This is a genomic window from uncultured Sphingomonas sp., assembly GCF_913062585.1.
Classification (GTDB): domain Bacteria; phylum Pseudomonadota; class Alphaproteobacteria; order Sphingomonadales; family Sphingomonadaceae; genus Sphingomonas.
Map to the genome: position 1 here is coordinate 24,105 of NZ_CAJXWX010000003.1, position 16,107 is coordinate 40,211.

A 16,107-nucleotide genomic window follows, 5' to 3' on the forward strand; every position below is an offset into this window, starting at 1 on the left:
GCTATTGCTCCATCATCCGCATCGCCTGATCGAGCAGCATTACCCGCTGCTCGATCTCCGGGCGATAGGGCGCGTCGGGATGCGTCTTTTGCAGCGCGAGCCGCCACAACAGCCGCGCCTTGGCGAAATCCCCCGCGCGCATCCAGGCCAGTCCCTCGAAGAAGAAGGGCGTCGGGTCGTTCGGCCCCAAGCGGCGGGCGCGGCGAAAGGCGAATTGCGCGGCGGGCGACATCTGATAGCCGTCATGCGCGAACAGGACATTGCCGAGCTCGGTCCAGTACGGAACACTGCGCGGCGCACCGCCGACCGCGCCCAGCATGAGCTGCACCGCCGTCCGCTTGTTGCCCGACCGGGTCATCGCATCGGCGACCGCGAACATTTGCGCCTCTTCGCCGAAGCGCCCGATCATCTGCCCCCGCAGATCGGCCAGCGCGTCATTGTCCAGCCGGGGATCGGGACGTGGCGCAGGCGCGCTGCCCGCGAGCATCGGCTGCCCCTGCCAGGCATAACCGACACCCCCCAGCGCCAGCGCCGCGCCGAGCATCGTCCAGAGCGGTCGCGGGAACCGCAGCCAGAGCGCCAGCCCCATGGTCCCGGCCGCGAGAATCAGGAAGATCAGCCAACCCATCAGCGCCGCCCTCGAAAGCTCGACCGCGCGATCCAGCCCCCTATCGCCAGCAACAGGATCGGCGTCGCCCAGAGCAGCGCGGTCGCACCCGACAGGGGCGGGTCGTAGCTGACATAATCGCCGTACCGCTCGATCAGCCAGTGGCGGATCGCCTCAGGCTTTTCGCCGCGCGCGATCCGCTGTCGGACCAGCGCACGCATGTCGGCGGCCATGTCGGCATCGCTGTCGGCGATCGACTGGCCCTGGCATACGACGCAGCGAATCTCGCCCATCAACGCACGGGCCTGCGCCTCGGCGCGTGGGTCAAGCAGCTGGGTGTTGCCGTAATCGGGCTGGGCCGCACCGGCCGCTAGGGCGAAAGCGAGGAACAGGCTCATCGCGCCGCCGCCACGTCCCGGACGATCCGGTCGACCTGATCGGCGCGGATGTCGCCGATATATTGCCGTACGATCCGCCCGCGCGCGTCGATCAGGAAGGTCTCCGGCACGCCAGACGAGCCCAGCGCCATCTGCACCCGGCTGCGTGCATCGTCGCCGATCGCGGCATAGGGATCGCCATTGCGGCGCAGGAAGTCGGCGATGGCGGGGCCCTTGTCATGGATCGCGATCGCGTCGATCTCGACGCCCCGCGCCTTTAGCGCCATCAGCTGCGGCGCCTCGGCGATGCAGGGGATGCACCAGCTGGCAAAGACGTTGAGCAGGCGCGGGCGGCCCTTCCCGAAATCGCCGCTCGCCAGGCCCGGCTTGCCCGGCACCATCGGGTCGAGCCGGAATTCGGGCAACGGCTTGTCGACCAGCGTCGAATGCACGGTCGTGTCGGACGGCCGCATCAGCCCGCTCGCCACCACGACGAACAGGACCGCGAACGCCGCCAGCGGCACCCAGATCAGCCAGCGCCTCATCCCCAAAGGGCCTCATAGCGTCGCCGCTGCCAGCCCTTGAACCAGCGGCCGAACAAGGCCAACGCGCCACCCAGCGCGATCAGCCCGCCGCCTGCCCAGATCAGCGTGACGAACGGCTTCCACCACAGCCGCAGCTGCCAGCGGCCGGTCGCGGCATCCTGCTGCCCCAGCACCGTATAGAGCTGGCCGTCCCAATGGGTCGCGATGGCGCTTTCGCTGGTGGTCGTCGGCGGATCGGTGAAATAGCGCTGCTGCGGGCGCAGCGTCTCGGCCGCGCCGTCGCGACTGGCGGTCAGCTTGGCCGCCAGCGCGGACCAGTTGGGCCCGACATTGGGATAGATGCGGTCGAGCTGCACCCGCCACGGCCCGACGATGGTCGCCTCGCCGGGATAGAGTGCGACCAGCCGCTCGGCGGTGAAGGCGCTGTCGCAGGCCATGCCGACCATGCTGACGCCCAGCCCGGCATGCGCGACGACCATGCCCCAGATCGGCAAGGGCGTGCGCCGCCAGTTGCGCCGGGTGATCGGCAACACGCTCGCGACGATCAGCCCGACGCCGAAGGACAGGCCGAGCAGCGGCAACACATCCATGCCGCCGGTCAGGGTCAGCATCAGCGCGAAGGTCCCCGCCGCCGCGACCAGCGGCCAGAGCATCCCGATGAGTACCGCCTCCGCCTGATCCTGCCGCCAGCGAAGCGACGGCCCCACGGCCATCACCGCGACCAGCGCCAGCGCGATCGGCCCCGCGGCGGCGTGGAAGAAGGGCGGACCGACCGACAGCCGCACGCCGAACCCGGCGGCGACCAGCGGATAGAGCGTGCCGATCAGCACGATGCCCAGGATGACCGACAGCAGCAGATTGTTGACCACCAGCCCGCCCTCGCGGCTGACAAAGGCAAAGCTCCGCCCCGCCCGCACCTGCCCTATCCGCGCCCCGAACAGCGCCAGCGCACCACCGATATACAGGCCGAGCAGCGCGAGGATGAACGCACCCCGCCGGGGATCGACGGCAAAGGCATGGACGCTGGTCAAGATGCCCGAGCGCACCAGGAAGGTGCCGATCATCGACATGGAAAAAGCCACGACCGCTAGCATCACCGTCCAGGCCCGGAGGCCGTCACGCGCCGCCAGCACATTGACCGAATGCAGCAAGGCCGTCGCCGCCAGCCATGGCATCAGCGAGGCATTCTCGACCGGGTCCCAGAACCACCAGCCACCCCAGCCCAGCTCATAATAGGCCCAATAGGACCCCGCCGTGATGCCGATGGTGAGGAGCACCCACGCCCCCAGCACCCAGGGCCGCATCGCACGGGCGAAGGCGGGACCGACCTGCCCCGTGACCAGCGCGCCGACCGCGAAGGAAAAGGCAACCGACAGCCCGACATAGCCCGCATAGAGCGTCGGCGGGTGGAAGGCGAGGCCGGGGTCCTGCAACAGGGGGTTCAGCCCCTGCCCCTCGATCGGCGCCGGGTTCAGCCGGGTGAACGGATTGGAGGCGAACAGCAGAAACGCATAGAAACCCAGCGCGATCGCGCCCTGCGCCGCCAGCGTCGCGACATGGGTCGGCCGATCGAGCGTCCGCTCCTTCCACGCGACCAGCGCGCCGCCCGCCCCCAGGATCGTCACCCAGAGCAGCATCGAGCCTTCGTGATTGCCCCAGGCGCCGGCGAATTTGTAGATCCAGGGCTTGGCCGAATGACTGTTCTCGGCGACCAGCTTCACCGACAGATCGGTGTTCAGGAACACCGCGATCAGCGCCGCCATGGCGATGGCGACCAGCGCGCCCTGCACGATCGCCACCGGGCCGATCGCGGCCACGGCCTGCTCGCCCGCCACATCCTTGCGCCGTAAGGCCAGCACGCCCAGCAACAGCTGCAACCCCGCCAGCATCGCGGCGAACCACAGCGCGGCGAGGCCCGTTTCCGCGATCACGGCTCCAGGCTCCGGCTCTCGTGCATGTTGCCCGCCATTTCGGGGGGCATATATTTCTCGTCATGCTTGGCGAGCAGGTTGGTCGCGACGAAGCGACCATCGGGCCGGAACTGCCCCTCCGCCACCACGCCCGATTTCTCGCGGAACAGGTCCGGCGTGATCCCGGCAAAGGTCACGGGCGTCGTCGCCTTGCCGTCGGTGACGACGAAGCGCACCGTCACGCCATCGGGCGCGCGGTGGACCGAGCCCGCCTCGACCATCCCGCCCAGCCGCACCGCCTTGCCCAGCGGCAGGCCCTGCCTCTGCGCGTCCGACGGCGTGTAGAAGAACGCCGCCTGGTCCTTCATCGCCGACATGGCGAGCAGCACCGCCGCGACGATCGCGGCCAGCGCCAGCAGCACCAGCGTGAGACGTTGCGATTTGGGCGTCATTTCTCGGCGCGCTTCATTGCCAGATAGCTGACGAGCGTCAGCGCGCCAGCGCCCCCCAGCATCACTGCATAGGCCGCCGCGACGAAGCTCCACTGGCTCATGCGCGCGCCATCCGCCGCATCCGCGCCTCGGCCTTGGCCTGCGCCAGCAGGGTGCGCATCCGCATCAGCACGATGGCCGCGAACAGAAAGGTGAAACCGGCCAACGCGATCGGCAGAGGCCAGAGCAGCGAGCGGTCGATGCTGGAACCCGTCAGCCCGATCGACTGACCCTGGTGCAACGTGTTCCACCACACCACCGAATAGCGGATCACCGGCAGCAATGCCGTGCCCGCCAGCCCGTAGAGCGCCGGAATCCGCCCGTCCCCGCCGCGATCCGCATCGGCTCGGGCGAGCGCGATATAGCCCAGATAGACGAACAGCAGCAGCAGCATCGAGGTCAGCCGCCCGTCCCATTGCCACCAGGTCCCCCAGGTCGGCCGCCCCCAAATGGATCCCGTCGCCAGGCACAGCGCTGTAAACACCGCCCCCGGCCAGGCGATAGCGCGCGCCGCCACCTGCGCCAGCGGATGCCGCCACACGATCAGCGACAGGCTGGCCACCGCGATCCCGCTCCATCCGCCCATGCCCAGCCAGGCGGCAGGGACATGGATATAGAGGATGCGCACCGTCTCGCCCTGGAGATAGTCGGGCGGCGTCTGGCTCAGCCCCGCCCACACCGCGATGGCGATCAGCGCGATGCCGAGGGCCAGGAAACTCCCGGTCAACGGACGAGCGATCTTCAGGAAACGCGCAGGGTTCGCAAGGGTGTGCAGGGTGGCCACGATGACGCGACTGTAAGGGGGTTTTTCGGGCACGTCATCCGTGTTTCCGGCCACTCTGCTTCCTTCTTAAGCCCCTCGCGCAGGCGGGAGGGGTTTGGGGAGGGCATGGTGTCTCACAGAGTGCGTCGCCTTTGGCCTGCCCTCACCATCCCGGTTTCAGGTGAGCGATGCCCCGCATCGTCCAGGGCGGACCGACATTCGGGATTGCGTCTTCTTCCCCTCTCCCCTGTACAGGGGAGAGGGTTAGCGAAGCTTGCCAGGCTGCTGGCTAGCGCAAGGGGTTGAGCGAGCCCAAAGGCTCGCGCGCTCGGTCCCCGAGCGCCCACCCCTCACCCAGCTCCGACTAAGCCTTTGCTCTCGCAAAGGCCAAGTCTGCGCAACCCTCTCCCCTCTGCGAGGGGCGAGGGAGGGAAGGGCCCACGGACCTCTTCCCGCCCTAATTCGTCTTCCCATCGCAGCATCCCTATCAATGGGAGCAAAGGGGACCATCACTTCACCATGCCCGTTCTTCTGTTCGCCCTCGCATTCGCCCCCACCACCCTCCCCGCCCAAACCACCGGACCCGACATCATCGTCACCGGTCGCGGCCTGAACGACCAGCCGGGCGACCGCGCGCTGGATGTGGTGACGATCGACCGCGACCGGATCACGCAGAACGCCTCGCAGCGGCTGGAGAATGTCTTGGCCGACGTTGCCGGGCTCCAGCAGTTCCGCCGCTCGGACAGCCGCTCGGCGCATCCGACATCGCAAGGGATCACCCTGCGCGGCCTCGGCGGCAATGCGTCGAGCCGCGCGCTGTTGGTGCTCGACGGCGTACCGCAGGCCGATCCGTTCGGCGGCTGGGTCGTCTTCCCGGCCTATGCGACCGGGCGGCTCGGGCGCATCCGGGTCACGCGCGGGGGCGGATCGGGCTTTTGGGGACCGGGCGCGCTGGCGGGCACGATCGAGATGGACAGCGCCACGCCCGACCAGCTGTCTCCGCTCGACCTCGCTTTGTCCTATGGCAGCCGCGAGTCGGTCGATGCGCAAGGATCGGCCTCGCTGGTACGGCACGGCGGTTTCCTGACCGTATCCGGCGCCTATGCCCGCGGCGACGGCTTCACCCCCATCGTCGAGGGGCAGCGCGGCCCCGTCGACCGACCCGCGCCCTATGAGCAATATTCGGGTGCGGCGCGCGGCGTGGTCGGCATCGCACCATCGACCGAGTTGCAGATGACCCTGTCGGCCTTTCACGACGCGCGCGACCGGGGGACCGACTTTACCGACAACCGCTCGGACGGCGCCGATGCCAGCGTCCGGCTGGTCGGGCGCGGGGCCTGGGGCTGGTCGGCGCTGGCCTATGTCCAGACCCGACAATTCGCCTCGCGCTACGCCAGCGTGAATGCGGCGCGGACGGCCGCCACGCTGACGCTCGACCAGTATAATGTCCCCGCCACCGGGCTGGGCGGACGGGTGGAGGTTTCGCCGCCACTGGGCGACACCGTCACGCTGCGGCTGGGCGGCGACATTCGCGACACCAGTGGGCGGACGCAGGAGCTTTATACCTATGTCGCGGGGCTCCCGACCCGGCGGCGTGAGGCGGGCGGTGCGACGCGGACCATGGGGCTGTTCGCCGATGGCAGCGTCGAGGCAGGCGCGCTGACCGTCACCGCCGCCGCGCGGGTGGACGACTGGCGAATCCGGAACGGGCGGCTTGACGAGGGCGTGCTGGCGACCGGCGCGGTGCTGACCGACAATGATTTTCCCGACCGCTCGGGCCAGGAATTTACCGGGCGGCTGGGTGCGTTGCTGCGGGCCGCCGGGCCGCTGACCCTGCGCGCGGCGGCCTATCGCGGGTGGCGACTGCCGACGCTCAACGAGCTGTACCGGCCGTTCCGCGCCGGGGCCGATGCCACCGCCGGCAACGCCGCGCTGAACCCCGAGCATGTCACGGGCGTGGAGGGTGGGTTCGACCTGACCCCCGCGACCGGCATCCGGCTGTCGGGGACCTATTTCCTCAACCGGCTGACCGATGCCATCGCGAACGTGACGATGGGACGCGGGCCGGGGACCTTCCCCGGCGTCGGCTTCGTCGCGGCGAACGGGGTGTACCGGATGCGACAGAATCTCGACGCGATCCGCTCGGCCGGGTTCGAGTTGGAGGCGAACGCCGCCGCCGGGCCGGTCAGCGCGCGCGCCTCCTGGTCGCATGTCGATGCGCGGGTGGAGGCGTCCGGGATCGCCGCCGCGCTCGACGGCTTGCGCCCGGCGCAGACGCCCCGCGACCAGTTTTCGGGGACGCTGGCGGTCGAGCGGCGCGGGGCGGTGTTGAGCGGGACGCTGCGTCATATCGGTCGGCAATATGAGGACGACCAGAATGTCCGCTCGCTGGTGCCCGCGACGACGGTGGATGCCTATGCGGCGGTGCCGATCCTCATTGGCTGGCTGATCGAGGCGCGGGCGGAAAATCTGGCCGATGCACAGGTCGAGGCGGCTTATAGTGGCGCGGGGCTGATCGAGCGGGCCACGCCGCGGACGGTGTGGATCGGGGTGCGGACGCGGTTGTAACCCTTGGCCTTCGACTTCGCTCAGGCTGAACGGAGGGTGGTACTGAACCCTGTTCGCATTGAGCGAAGTCGAAGGCCACGCCCCTACCCCCACTTCTTCACCAGGGCCGTTCGCAAACACCGGCACACCACCGCGTTCCGCTGGTTCAGCGCCTCATGCCGGAACGTCACCAGCCCGGCCCCCGGCCGCGACTTGCTTTCGCGCAAAGCCGTGACCTCGCTCGTCGCGCGCAGCGTATCGCCCAGGAACACCGGCGCGGGCATCACCAGTTCGTCGTAACCAAGGTTGGCCACCAGCGTCCCCAGCGTCGTCTCCCCCACCGACAGCCCGACCATCAGCGAGAAGGTGAAGGTGCCGTTGACGAGGATCTGTCCGAACTCGCTCGCCTTCGCCGCCTCGGCGTCGATGTGCAGCGGTTGCGGATTGTGCGTCATGGTCGAGAAGAGGAGGTTGTCCGTCTCGGTCACGGTGCGGCGGATCGGATGCTCGATCCGGTCGCCGATCGCCCAGTCGTCGAAGAAACGCCCGCTCATGCCGCATCCTCCGCGACGATGCGGACCAGCGCAATGCCCTCCGCCACCTGTCCGCCGGTCTCGGCCTTCAGGTCGGTGACGATGCCATCGAATGGCGCGGTCAGGACATGCTCCATCTTCATCGCCTCCAGCGTGACGAGCGGCTGGCCCGCACTGACGGCCTGCCCCTCGGTCACCGCGACGGCGATGATCCGGCCGGGCATGGGCGACAGGATCGCGCCGTCCCCCGCCCCGCCCGCCGCCAGCCCATCGGCGCGCCAGCGGATAAAGGACCAGCTTTGCCCGCCTTCGGAAATCAACACCTCGTCGGACGGTGCGAGCGGCACCTCCCCCGCTTCGCTGAAATCGACGGTGATCGGCCGCCCGTCGAGCAGGAAGCGTGCGCTCCGCCGGGGCGCGGCGTTGAGGCGGAAGCCCGACAGTTCATCCTGCCCGATCAATGCGGCGGCGGCCTCGGCCAGTGCCTCTTCGGACGGCTCGGTCGGCGGCATCAGCGCCTCACCCTCACGCGCGATCAGTCCGGTATCGACCTGGCCGCTCGCGAAGCCGGGATGGTCGAGCGCCTGGACCAGGAACCCCGCATTGGTGCGCACCGGCCAGATCACCGCCTCGTCCAACGCATCGGCCAGCGCCTCGCGCGCGTCGTCGCGGGTGTCGCCATGCGCGATGACCTTGGCGATCATCGGGTCGTACCAGGGGGTGATCTCCGCGCCTTCCTCGACGCCGGTGTCGATGCGGATCGCGGGATCGTCGCCAAGGTCGAATACCTCGAGCGTGCCGATCGCGGGGAGGAAGCCTTTTGCCGGGTCTTCGGCATAGAGCCGCGCCTCGATGGCATGACCGTGGATGGCGAGGTCGTCTTGCGCCATCGGCAAGGGCTCGCCCGCCGCAACGCGCAGCTGCCACTCGACCAGATCGACGCCGGTGATCGCCTCGGTAACGGGATGCTCGACCTGGAGCCGGGTGTTCATCTCCATGAACCAGACCCGGTCGGCGCGAAGCCCTTCGGAGGCGTCGGCGATGAACTCGATCGTCCCCGCACCCACATAGTCCACCGCCTGCGCGGCACGGACGGCGGCACCGCAAACGGCTGCGCGGGTCGCTGCGTCCATGCCGGGCGCGGGGGCTTCCTCGATCACCTTCTGGTGGCGGCGTTGCAGCGAACAGTCGCGCTCGAACAGATGGACGACCTGGCCGTGACGGTCACCGAAGACCTGTACCTCGATATGGCGGGGCGAGAGGATGTACTTCTCGATCAACACCCGGTCGTCGCCGAACGAGGCCGCCGCCTCGCGACGGCAGGAGGCCAGCGCTTCGGCGAAACCGGCGGGGTCGTCGACCCGGCGCATCCCCTTGCCGCCGCCGCCCGCGACCGCTTTGATGAGGACCGGATAGCCGACCGCATCCGCCTCTGTGGCGAGGCGTTCGGGACTCTGGTCCTCGCCCAGATAGCCCGGCGTGACGGGCACGCCAGCGGCGATCATGCGGGCCTTGGCGGCGTCCTTCAGGCCCATGGCACGGATGCTGTCCGGGTTGGGGCCGACCCAAACCAAGCCGGCGGCGATCACGCTTTCCGCAAATTCGGCATTTTCGGAGAGGAAGCCATAGCCGGGATGGATCGCCTCCGCTCCGCTATCCTTCGCGGCGGACAGGATGCGCGCGGCGTCGAGATAGCTTTCGCGCGCCGGGGCCGGGCCGATCAGGATGGCCTCGTCGGCCATGCGGACATGGAGCGCACCAGCATCGGCCTCGGAATAAACCGCGACGGTGCGAAGGCCCATCGCACGCGCGGTGCGGATGATGCGACAGGCGATCTCGCCGCGATTGGCGATGAGGAGGGATTGGAACATGCTTTAATCCTCATTCCTCCCCAAGCTATGCTTGGGGAGGGGGACCATGGCGATAGCCATGGTGGAGGGGCGATGGGGATACCGACGAAGCCGGGCCGGACGGTGCGGAGAGCGCGCGGATTGCGGCGGGACATGACGCTGCCCGAGGTCGCACTGTGGCGCGTGCTGCGCGATCGGCCCGAGGGGTTGCGGTTTCGCCGACAGCATCCGGCGGGGGCGTATGTGCTGGACTTCTACTGTCCGGCGGCGCGGTTGGCGGTCGAAGTTGACGGCGAGGTGCATGGGCGTGGCGACCGACCGGAGCGGGATGCCCGGCGCGATGCGTTTTTGGCTGAGCACGGCGTTGCGGTTTTGCGGATCGCGGCGCGTGACGTGCTTCGCGATCTGGATCATGTCGTTCGCTATATCGTGGTGCAGGCTCGCGATCGCTTGCCCCTCCACCGTCCTTCGGACGGTCCCCCTCCCCAAGTGGAACTTGGGGAGGAATAGGGTGTCCCCTTCAATCCTCCCCATCTCCGATGGGGAGGGGGACCGCCGCGGAGCGGTGGTGGAGGGGCATCCCCGCCCCATCACATCCGGAACACCCCGAACCGGGGCGCCTCCGCGATCGGCGCATTCAGGCACGCATCCAGCGCCAGCCCCAGGACATCCCGCGTCTGCGCCGGATCGACGATGCCATCGTCCCATAGCCGCGCGGTCGCGTACCATGGGTTACCCTCATCCTCGTAACGCTGGCGGATCGGCGCCTTGAACGCCTCCGCCTCGTCCGGCGTCCAGCTGTCGGCATCGCGGTGGACGGTCGCCAGCACGCTGGCCGCCTGTTCGCCGCCCATCACGCTGATCCGCGCATTGGGCCAGGTGAACAGGAAGCGCGGGGAATAGGCGCGCCCGCACATGCCGTAATTGCCCGCGCCGAAGCTTCCGCCGATCAGGACGGTGATCTTGGGCACCTGCGCGGTCGCCACCGCCGTGACCAGCTTGGCGCCGTGCTTGGCGATCCCCTCGGCCTCGTAGCGGCCGCCGACCATGAAGCCGGAGATATTCTGGAGGAACAGCAAGGGGATACGCCGCTGGCACGCCAGCTCAATGAAATGCGCGCCCTTCTGTGCACTTTCCGAGAACAGGACGCCGTTGTTCGCCAGGATCGCAACCGGCTTGCCATGGATATGCGCGAAGCCGCAGACCAGCGACGCTCCGTACAGCGCCTTGAATTCATGGAAGCGCGATCCGTCGACCAGCCGGGCGATGACCTCGTGCACGTCATAGGGCGCGCGTACGTCCTGCGGGATCAGGCCGTACAGCTCTTCGGCCGGATAGAGCGGTTCGTCCGGCTCGGCGAGGTTGACGTCGGGCATGACCTGTAGCGGCAAGGTCTCGACGATATCGCGGACGATCGACAGCGCATGGTCGTCATTCTCGGCGACATGGTCGACCACACCCGACTTGCGGCCATGGGTATCCGCGCCGCCCAGTTCCTCGGCCGAGATGACCTCGCCCGTCGCGGCCTTCACCAGCGGCGGTCCGGCCAGGAAGATCGTCCCCTGCCCGCGCACGATCACCGTCTCGTCCGACATGGCGGGTACATAGGCGCCGCCCGCCGTGCAACTGCCCATCACGCACGCAATCTGGGGAATGCCGGCCGCCGACATCTGCGCCTGGTTGAAGAAGATGCGGCCGAAATGGTCGCGGTCCGGGAACACCTCCGCCTGATGCGGCAGGTTCGCGCCGCCGCTATCGACCAAATAGATGCAGGGCAGCCGGTTCTCGAGTGCGATCTCCTGCGCGCGGAGATGCTTCTTGACGGTCAGCGGATAATAAGTGCCGCCCTTCACCGTCGCGTCATTGGCAACGATCATCACCTGGCGGCCATGGACCCGGCCGATCCCTGCGATCACGCCTGCGCCGGGCACGGCGTCGTCGTAAAGGCCGTTGGCGGCGAGCTGGCCGATTTCGAGGAAGGGCGCGCCGGGATCCAGCAACTGCTCGACCCGGTCGCGAGGGAGGAGCTTGCCGCGCGCGACATGGCGGTCGCGGGACGCCTCACTGCCACCAAGCCCGGCCTTGGCGACATCGGCCCGAAGGCGCTCGGCGAGTGCGCGGTTGTGATCGGCATTGGCGCGGAAAGCAGCATCGTCACGCACGATGCGCGAAGAAAGAACGGCCCCCATCAATTCCTCCCCAAGCTATGCTTGGGGAGGGGGACCGCTCGCGTAGCGAGTGGTGGAGGGGCTAGGGGCGAAAACCCCTCCACCGCCGCTTCGCGGCGGTCCCCCTCCCCATCAGAGATGGGGAGGATTTGTGCACGGCTCATTGCGCCACCTTTTCGAGCTTGCCGATCAACTCCCGCCCGATCAGCATCCGGCGGATCTCGTTCGTCCCCGCGCCGATGTCGAGCAGCTTGGCATCGCGCGCGAAGCGTTCGACCGGCCAGTCTTTGGTATAGCCCGCCCCGCCCAGCGCCTGGATCGCCTCCATCGCAACCCTCACCGCATTCTCGCTGGCCAGCAGGATCGCGCCCGCCGCATCGAACCGCGTCGTCCGCCCCGCATCGCAGCTCCGCGCCACCGCATAGACATACGCGCGGGCGGAATTGAGCGCGACATACATGTCGGCGATCTTGGCCTGGATCAGCTGGAACTCGCCGATCGCGCGGCCGAACTGGCGGCGCTCGCGGACATAGGGGACGACCACGTCGAGGCACGCCTGCATGATGCCGAGCTGGATCCCTGCCAGCACCGCGCGTTCATAGTCCAGCCCGCTCATCAGCACGCCGACGCCGCCATTCACCGGCCCCATCACCTGCGCGTCGGACACGAAGCAATCGGTAAAGACCAGCTCGGCGGTCGGGCTGCCGCGCATTCCCATCTTGTCGATCTTCTGGCCGATCGCGAAGCCCGCCATGTCCTTTTCGATCAGGAAGGCCGTAATGCCCCGACTCCCCTCGCCCGTCTTGGCATAGACGACCAGCGTGTCGGCATAGGGCGCGTTGGTGATCCAGAATTTGGTGCCGTTCAGCACCCAGCCGCCTTCGGCCTTGACCGCGCGCAGCTTCATCGACACGACATCGGACCCCGCCGACACTTCCGACATGGCCAGGCTGCCGACATGCTCACCCGAGATCAGGCCGGGCAGATATTTCGCCTTCTGCTCCGCATTGCCCCAGCGGCGGATCTGGTTGACGCACAGATTGGAGTGCGCGCCGTAAGACAGGCCGAGCGAGGCGGAAGCGCGCGACACTTCCTCGATCGCGACGACATGCTCCAGATAGCCCAGGCCCAACCCGCCATCCGCCTCGTCGACGGTGATACCATGCAGGCCGAGCGCGCCCATTTCGGGCCATATGTCACGGGGGAACCAGTCTTCCGCGTCCATCCGCGCGGCGAGCGGTGCGATCCGATCGGTCGCGAAACGGCGCGTCGCCTCACGGATCATGTCCGCGCTTTCGCCCAGCGCGAAGTCGAAATCGTCGATCATGTCCTCTCCAAGCGGCTCTTTGAGTCCGTCGGCCATCTTTAACCGTATATTACCCAAACGCGCAATCTTCGTTCCGACATCGCACCGGCCATTAAGAACCCGCTAAGTCCTTCAATCGTTTGCATCATGCAGGTATTTGCAACCGAATGCGAAACCCGCCATGGGATCGTGCGAGAGGAAATTTAACCCGATGGCTACGCGCCCCATCGCCACCGATCCCGGCACGGACATCACCGCTTGCGACCGCGAGCCGATCCATATTCCCGGTGCGATCCAGCCGCACGGATTATTGCTGGTGGTGGACGCGACGACGCTGGGCGTCGTGGCGGGGGCCGGTGCGATCGAGGAGCACCTGGCGGCCGAATGGCTGGGCCTTCCCCTCTCCGCCCTGCTGGGCGACGACGTCGCGCGGATGGTCGCCGACACGCCGATCGGTCCGGGCTCCACGGCGGCGGTGATGCCGGTGCAGGGGATTTCCGAACGCTTTGCCGTCACCGCGCACCGGATCGCGGGCGAGCATATCCTGGTCGAGCTGGAACCGGCCGTCGCCGACGCGCCCTGGGGCACCGGCAGCTCGCTGGGCTGGCTGGACGCCGCCGTCACCAGCTTCGAGCGGACGGGCGACCTGCCCATGTTGTTCGACCGCGCCGCCACGACCTTCCGAATGCTGACCGGGTTCGACCGGGTGATGCTGTACCGGTTTCTGGACGAGGATGCGGGCCGCGTCGTCGCCGAGGCGCGGGCCGCCCATCTGCCCTCCTTCCTCCACCATCATTTCCCCGCATCGGACATTCCGAAACAGGCACGCGCGCTCTACATCCGCAACCGGACGCGCAGCATTCCCGACATCGACTATGTCCCCGCGCCGCTGCGCCCGGAAGGGTTCGAGACGCTGGACCTGAGCGATGTCGCCTTGCGCAGCGTGTCGCCGATCCACATCCGCTATCTGAAGAATATGGGCGTCGCCGCCTCCGCCTCGATCTCGATCGTCAAGGACGGGCTGTTGTGGGGTATGATCGCCTGCCACCATGACACGCCCCGCCGCCTGTCGACCGAATTGCGCGCCGCCGCCGCCGCGCTGGCGGGCGCCCTGGCGCGGCAGATTCGGGGCCGGGAAGAGGCCTAACTCTATCGCGAGCGGCTTCGCCTGCGCGCGATGGAGGACAGCCTGTTGCCGCGTATCATCGGGCTGGGCGATCCGGCCGCGGCCATCCGTCGCCTGATGCCCGATCTGATGACGATGATGGGGGCGAGCGGCTTTGCCATCGTCGAACAGGGCAAGATGCAGTCGCACGGCCACTGTCCCCCGACGCTGGCGATCCTGGATATCGTCGGCTGGGCGGCGATCCGGGGCGGCGGCGACGTGTGCGCAACGCATGAACTGGCGGCGACCATGCCCGAGGCCGCCGCCCTCGCCGCCAGCGCGGCGGGCGTGATGACGCTGCCCCTGGTCGATGGCGGCGTGACCCTGCTCTGGTTTCGCGCCGAGCAGATCGAAGAGGTCGAATGGGCGGGCAACCCGCACAAGTCGGCCGCGCTGACGCCCGATGCCACGCTGACCCCTCGCGCCTCGTTCGAAAGCTGGCGCGAGACGGTGCGGGGGCGATCCCGCCGCTGGACGATGGAAGAGATGGAGACGGCGCATCGCCTGCGCCGCGCCCTGCACGATGCCGCGCAGAGTCATCGCCTGCGCGGCCTGAACTCCGCGCTGCAGCGGACGCTGGACGACAAGGAGGCGCTGCTGGTCCAGAAGGACGTGCTGATGAAGGAGGTGGACCACCGGGTCCAGAACAGCCTTCAGCTCGTCTCCTCCTTCCTGGCGCTTCAGGCCAAGGCGGCCGACGATCCGCGCGTTCGCGAACAATTGACCGAGGCGCAGGCGCGGCTGTCGGCGGTGGCGCTGGTCCATCGTCGCCTGTATCGCGACGACCAGATCCAGACGGTCGACCTGGCCCGCTATCTCGAGGAGCTGATCGGCGACATGAAACAGTCGCTGGGCGGCGGCTGGGCGACGATGATGCGGATGGACCTTGCCCCGATGCTGATGCCGACCGACCGGGCGATCAACCTGGGGCTGGTGACGACCGAGCTGATCATCAACGCCAGCAAATATGCCTATGACGGCGCGCCGGGTCCGGTGACGGTCACGCTGGAGCAATATGGCAACCGCCTGCGCCTGATCGTCGCGGACGAGGGGCGCGGCAAGGGCGACGAGGACCCCGGCCAGGAACACGGCTTCGGCAGCCGGATGATGGCCGCGATGATGCAGCGCCTGTCGGGGTCGATCGAATATGACGACAACCAGCCGGGGTTGCGGGCCATCGTGATCGCGCCGATCGCGGATTGAGGGGGCGCCTGGCCAAGCTCCGTTCGGCCCGAGCGAAGTCGAAGGCTACGCGCTGCCCTCACCCTTCCCACCCGCTACCGCGGGCGGGCCCCTTCCCTCTCCCGGTGGGAGAGGGAGGGAGGCGCGGAGCGCCGGAAGGGTGAGGGCCGCGCGGGTTGTTTCTCTGGCCTTCGACGTCGCTTCAGGCCGAACGGTGTGCGGGGCTAGGCGGCCTGCTCGTATAGGGCAAAGACCCGCTCCGCCGCCGCGACCGCGCGGACGATCCAGGCGTCATCCGCCGCCGCCGCATCCAGCGCCTGGCGGAAGTCGCGCCATTCGCCAGGGCCGAAGCCAGACTCCAGATAGGCGCGAGGAAGACCCTCCCCCACCTGCCGCGCCAGCATCACGCCGCCAAGCCGCGAGCCCTCGGTCACATAGAGCGCGCCCCAGCGCGCCGCGTCGTCATCAGGCAGGTCGAACGGCAAAGGCTCGGGCACCGTCTGTCCCAGCGCCGCCAGATCCGCCGCCAGCGCCGCACGGCGCGAGCGCCAGGGAAAGCCGACATCGCGCGCGCCCAGCCACGCTTCGACCGCGGGCAAGGCAAGGGCATGGGCGATCAGGAACGCTTGATAGCTTTCCCGATCGTCCAGCCGATATTCGCCA

The 16,107-nt window shown here is 68.3% G+C and carries 15 protein-coding genes; 4 read left to right on the forward strand and 11 right to left on the reverse strand.

Features of this window, described 5'->3' with window-relative positions; all coding sequences use genetic code 11:
- Nucleotide 1: 1 nt before the first annotated feature.
- The 6 genes from QZ546_RS03415 to ccmC form a co-directional block, all read right to left on the reverse strand.
- The gene (locus QZ546_RS03415; RefSeq protein WP_294234751.1) at nucleotides 2-628 is read right to left on the reverse strand and encodes a hypothetical protein; all 627 of its coding nucleotides are present in this window, start codon (nucleotides 626-628) and stop codon (nucleotides 2-4) included.
- The gene (locus QZ546_RS03420) at nucleotides 628-1,005 is read right to left on the reverse strand and encodes a cytochrome c-type biogenesis protein (RefSeq protein ID WP_294234756.1); all 378 of its coding nucleotides are present in this window, start codon (nucleotides 1,003-1,005) and stop codon (nucleotides 628-630) included. Before QZ546_RS03420 ends, QZ546_RS03415 begins: the two co-directional genes overlap by 1 nt.
- Nucleotides 1,002-1,529 carry a redoxin family protein gene (locus tag QZ546_RS03425; protein WP_294234759.1) on the reverse strand — a complete coding sequence of 176 codons (528 nt, stop codon included), beginning with the start codon at nucleotides 1,527-1,529 and terminating at the stop codon, nucleotides 1,002-1,004. The genes QZ546_RS03420 and QZ546_RS03425 overlap by 4 nt, the downstream gene beginning before the upstream one ends.
- Entirely contained in the window at nucleotides 1,526-3,460 is a 1,935-nt protein-coding gene (locus tag QZ546_RS03430; protein ID WP_294234762.1) for a heme lyase CcmF/NrfE family subunit, read from the reverse strand. Before QZ546_RS03430 ends, QZ546_RS03425 begins: the two co-directional genes overlap by 4 nt.
- Nucleotides 3,457-3,891 (reverse strand): cytochrome c maturation protein CcmE, encoded by a 435-nt coding sequence (gene ccmE, locus QZ546_RS03435; RefSeq protein WP_294234765.1) that lies wholly within the window; start codon nucleotides 3,889-3,891, stop codon nucleotides 3,457-3,459. The genes QZ546_RS03430 and ccmE overlap by 4 nt, the downstream gene beginning before the upstream one ends.
- Nucleotides 3,892-3,988: 97 nt before the next feature.
- Entirely contained in the window at nucleotides 3,989-4,714 is a 726-nt protein-coding gene (ccmC, locus tag QZ546_RS03440) for a heme ABC transporter permease CcmC (protein WP_294234768.1), read from the reverse strand.
- 498 nt (nucleotides 4,715-5,212) lie between these two features.
- On the opposite strand from ccmC, the gene QZ546_RS03445 reads away from it, so the two are divergent.
- On the forward strand, nucleotides 5,213-7,261 hold the full coding sequence (locus QZ546_RS03445; protein WP_294234771.1) for a TonB-dependent receptor: 2,049 nt from the start codon (nucleotides 5,213-5,215) through the stop codon (nucleotides 7,259-7,261).
- A gap of 83 nt (nucleotides 7,262-7,344) precedes the next feature.
- On the opposite strand, the gene QZ546_RS03450 is transcribed toward QZ546_RS03445, so the two are convergent.
- Together QZ546_RS03450 and QZ546_RS03455 are read right to left on the reverse strand one after the other, a co-directional pair.
- Complete coding sequence (locus tag QZ546_RS03450) at nucleotides 7,345-7,794, reverse strand: MaoC family dehydratase (RefSeq protein ID WP_294234774.1); 450 nt, start codon at nucleotides 7,792-7,794, stop codon at nucleotides 7,345-7,347.
- Nucleotides 7,791-9,644 (reverse strand): acetyl/propionyl/methylcrotonyl-CoA carboxylase subunit alpha, encoded by a 1,854-nt coding sequence (locus tag QZ546_RS03455; RefSeq protein WP_294234777.1) that lies wholly within the window; start codon nucleotides 9,642-9,644, stop codon nucleotides 7,791-7,793. The genes QZ546_RS03450 and QZ546_RS03455 overlap by 4 nt, the downstream gene beginning before the upstream one ends.
- A gap of 78 nt (nucleotides 9,645-9,722) precedes the next feature.
- On the opposite strand from QZ546_RS03455, the gene QZ546_RS03460 reads away from it, so the two are divergent.
- Nucleotides 9,723-10,133, forward strand: coding sequence for an endonuclease domain-containing protein (locus tag QZ546_RS03460; RefSeq protein WP_294235234.1), 411 nt, complete (start codon nucleotides 9,723-9,725; stop codon nucleotides 10,131-10,133).
- Nucleotides 10,134-10,213: 80 nt separating this feature from the next.
- Here the strand turns inward: QZ546_RS03460 and QZ546_RS03465 are convergent, their stop codons facing one another.
- Complete coding sequence (locus tag QZ546_RS03465) at nucleotides 10,214-11,815, reverse strand: carboxyl transferase domain-containing protein (protein ID WP_294234780.1); 1,602 nt, start codon at nucleotides 11,813-11,815, stop codon at nucleotides 10,214-10,216.
- Nucleotides 11,816-11,951: 136 nt separating this feature from the next.
- Nucleotides 11,952-13,118 (reverse strand): acyl-CoA dehydrogenase family protein, encoded by a 1,167-nt coding sequence (locus QZ546_RS03470; protein ID WP_294234784.1) that lies wholly within the window; start codon nucleotides 13,116-13,118, stop codon nucleotides 11,952-11,954.
- A 190-nt stretch (nucleotides 13,119-13,308) separates the two neighbouring features.
- On the opposite strand from QZ546_RS03470, the gene QZ546_RS03475 reads away from it, so the two are divergent.
- Together QZ546_RS03475 and QZ546_RS03480 are read left to right on the forward strand one after the other, a co-directional pair.
- A complete protein-coding gene (locus QZ546_RS03475; protein ID WP_294234787.1) occupies nucleotides 13,309-14,244 on the forward strand; it encodes a GAF domain-containing protein in 936 nt (311 codons plus the stop codon).
- A 30-nt stretch (nucleotides 14,245-14,274) separates the two neighbouring features.
- The gene (locus tag QZ546_RS03480; protein ID WP_294234790.1) at nucleotides 14,275-15,465 is read left to right on the forward strand and encodes a histidine kinase dimerization/phosphoacceptor domain -containing protein; all 1,191 of its coding nucleotides are present in this window, start codon (nucleotides 14,275-14,277) and stop codon (nucleotides 15,463-15,465) included.
- 203 nt (nucleotides 15,466-15,668) lie between these two features.
- On the opposite strand, the gene QZ546_RS03485 is transcribed toward QZ546_RS03480, so the two are convergent.
- Nucleotides 15,669-16,043, reverse strand: coding sequence for a hypothetical protein (locus tag QZ546_RS03485; RefSeq protein WP_294234793.1), 375 nt, complete (start codon nucleotides 16,041-16,043; stop codon nucleotides 15,669-15,671).
- Nucleotides 16,044-16,107: the final 64 nt, after the last annotated feature.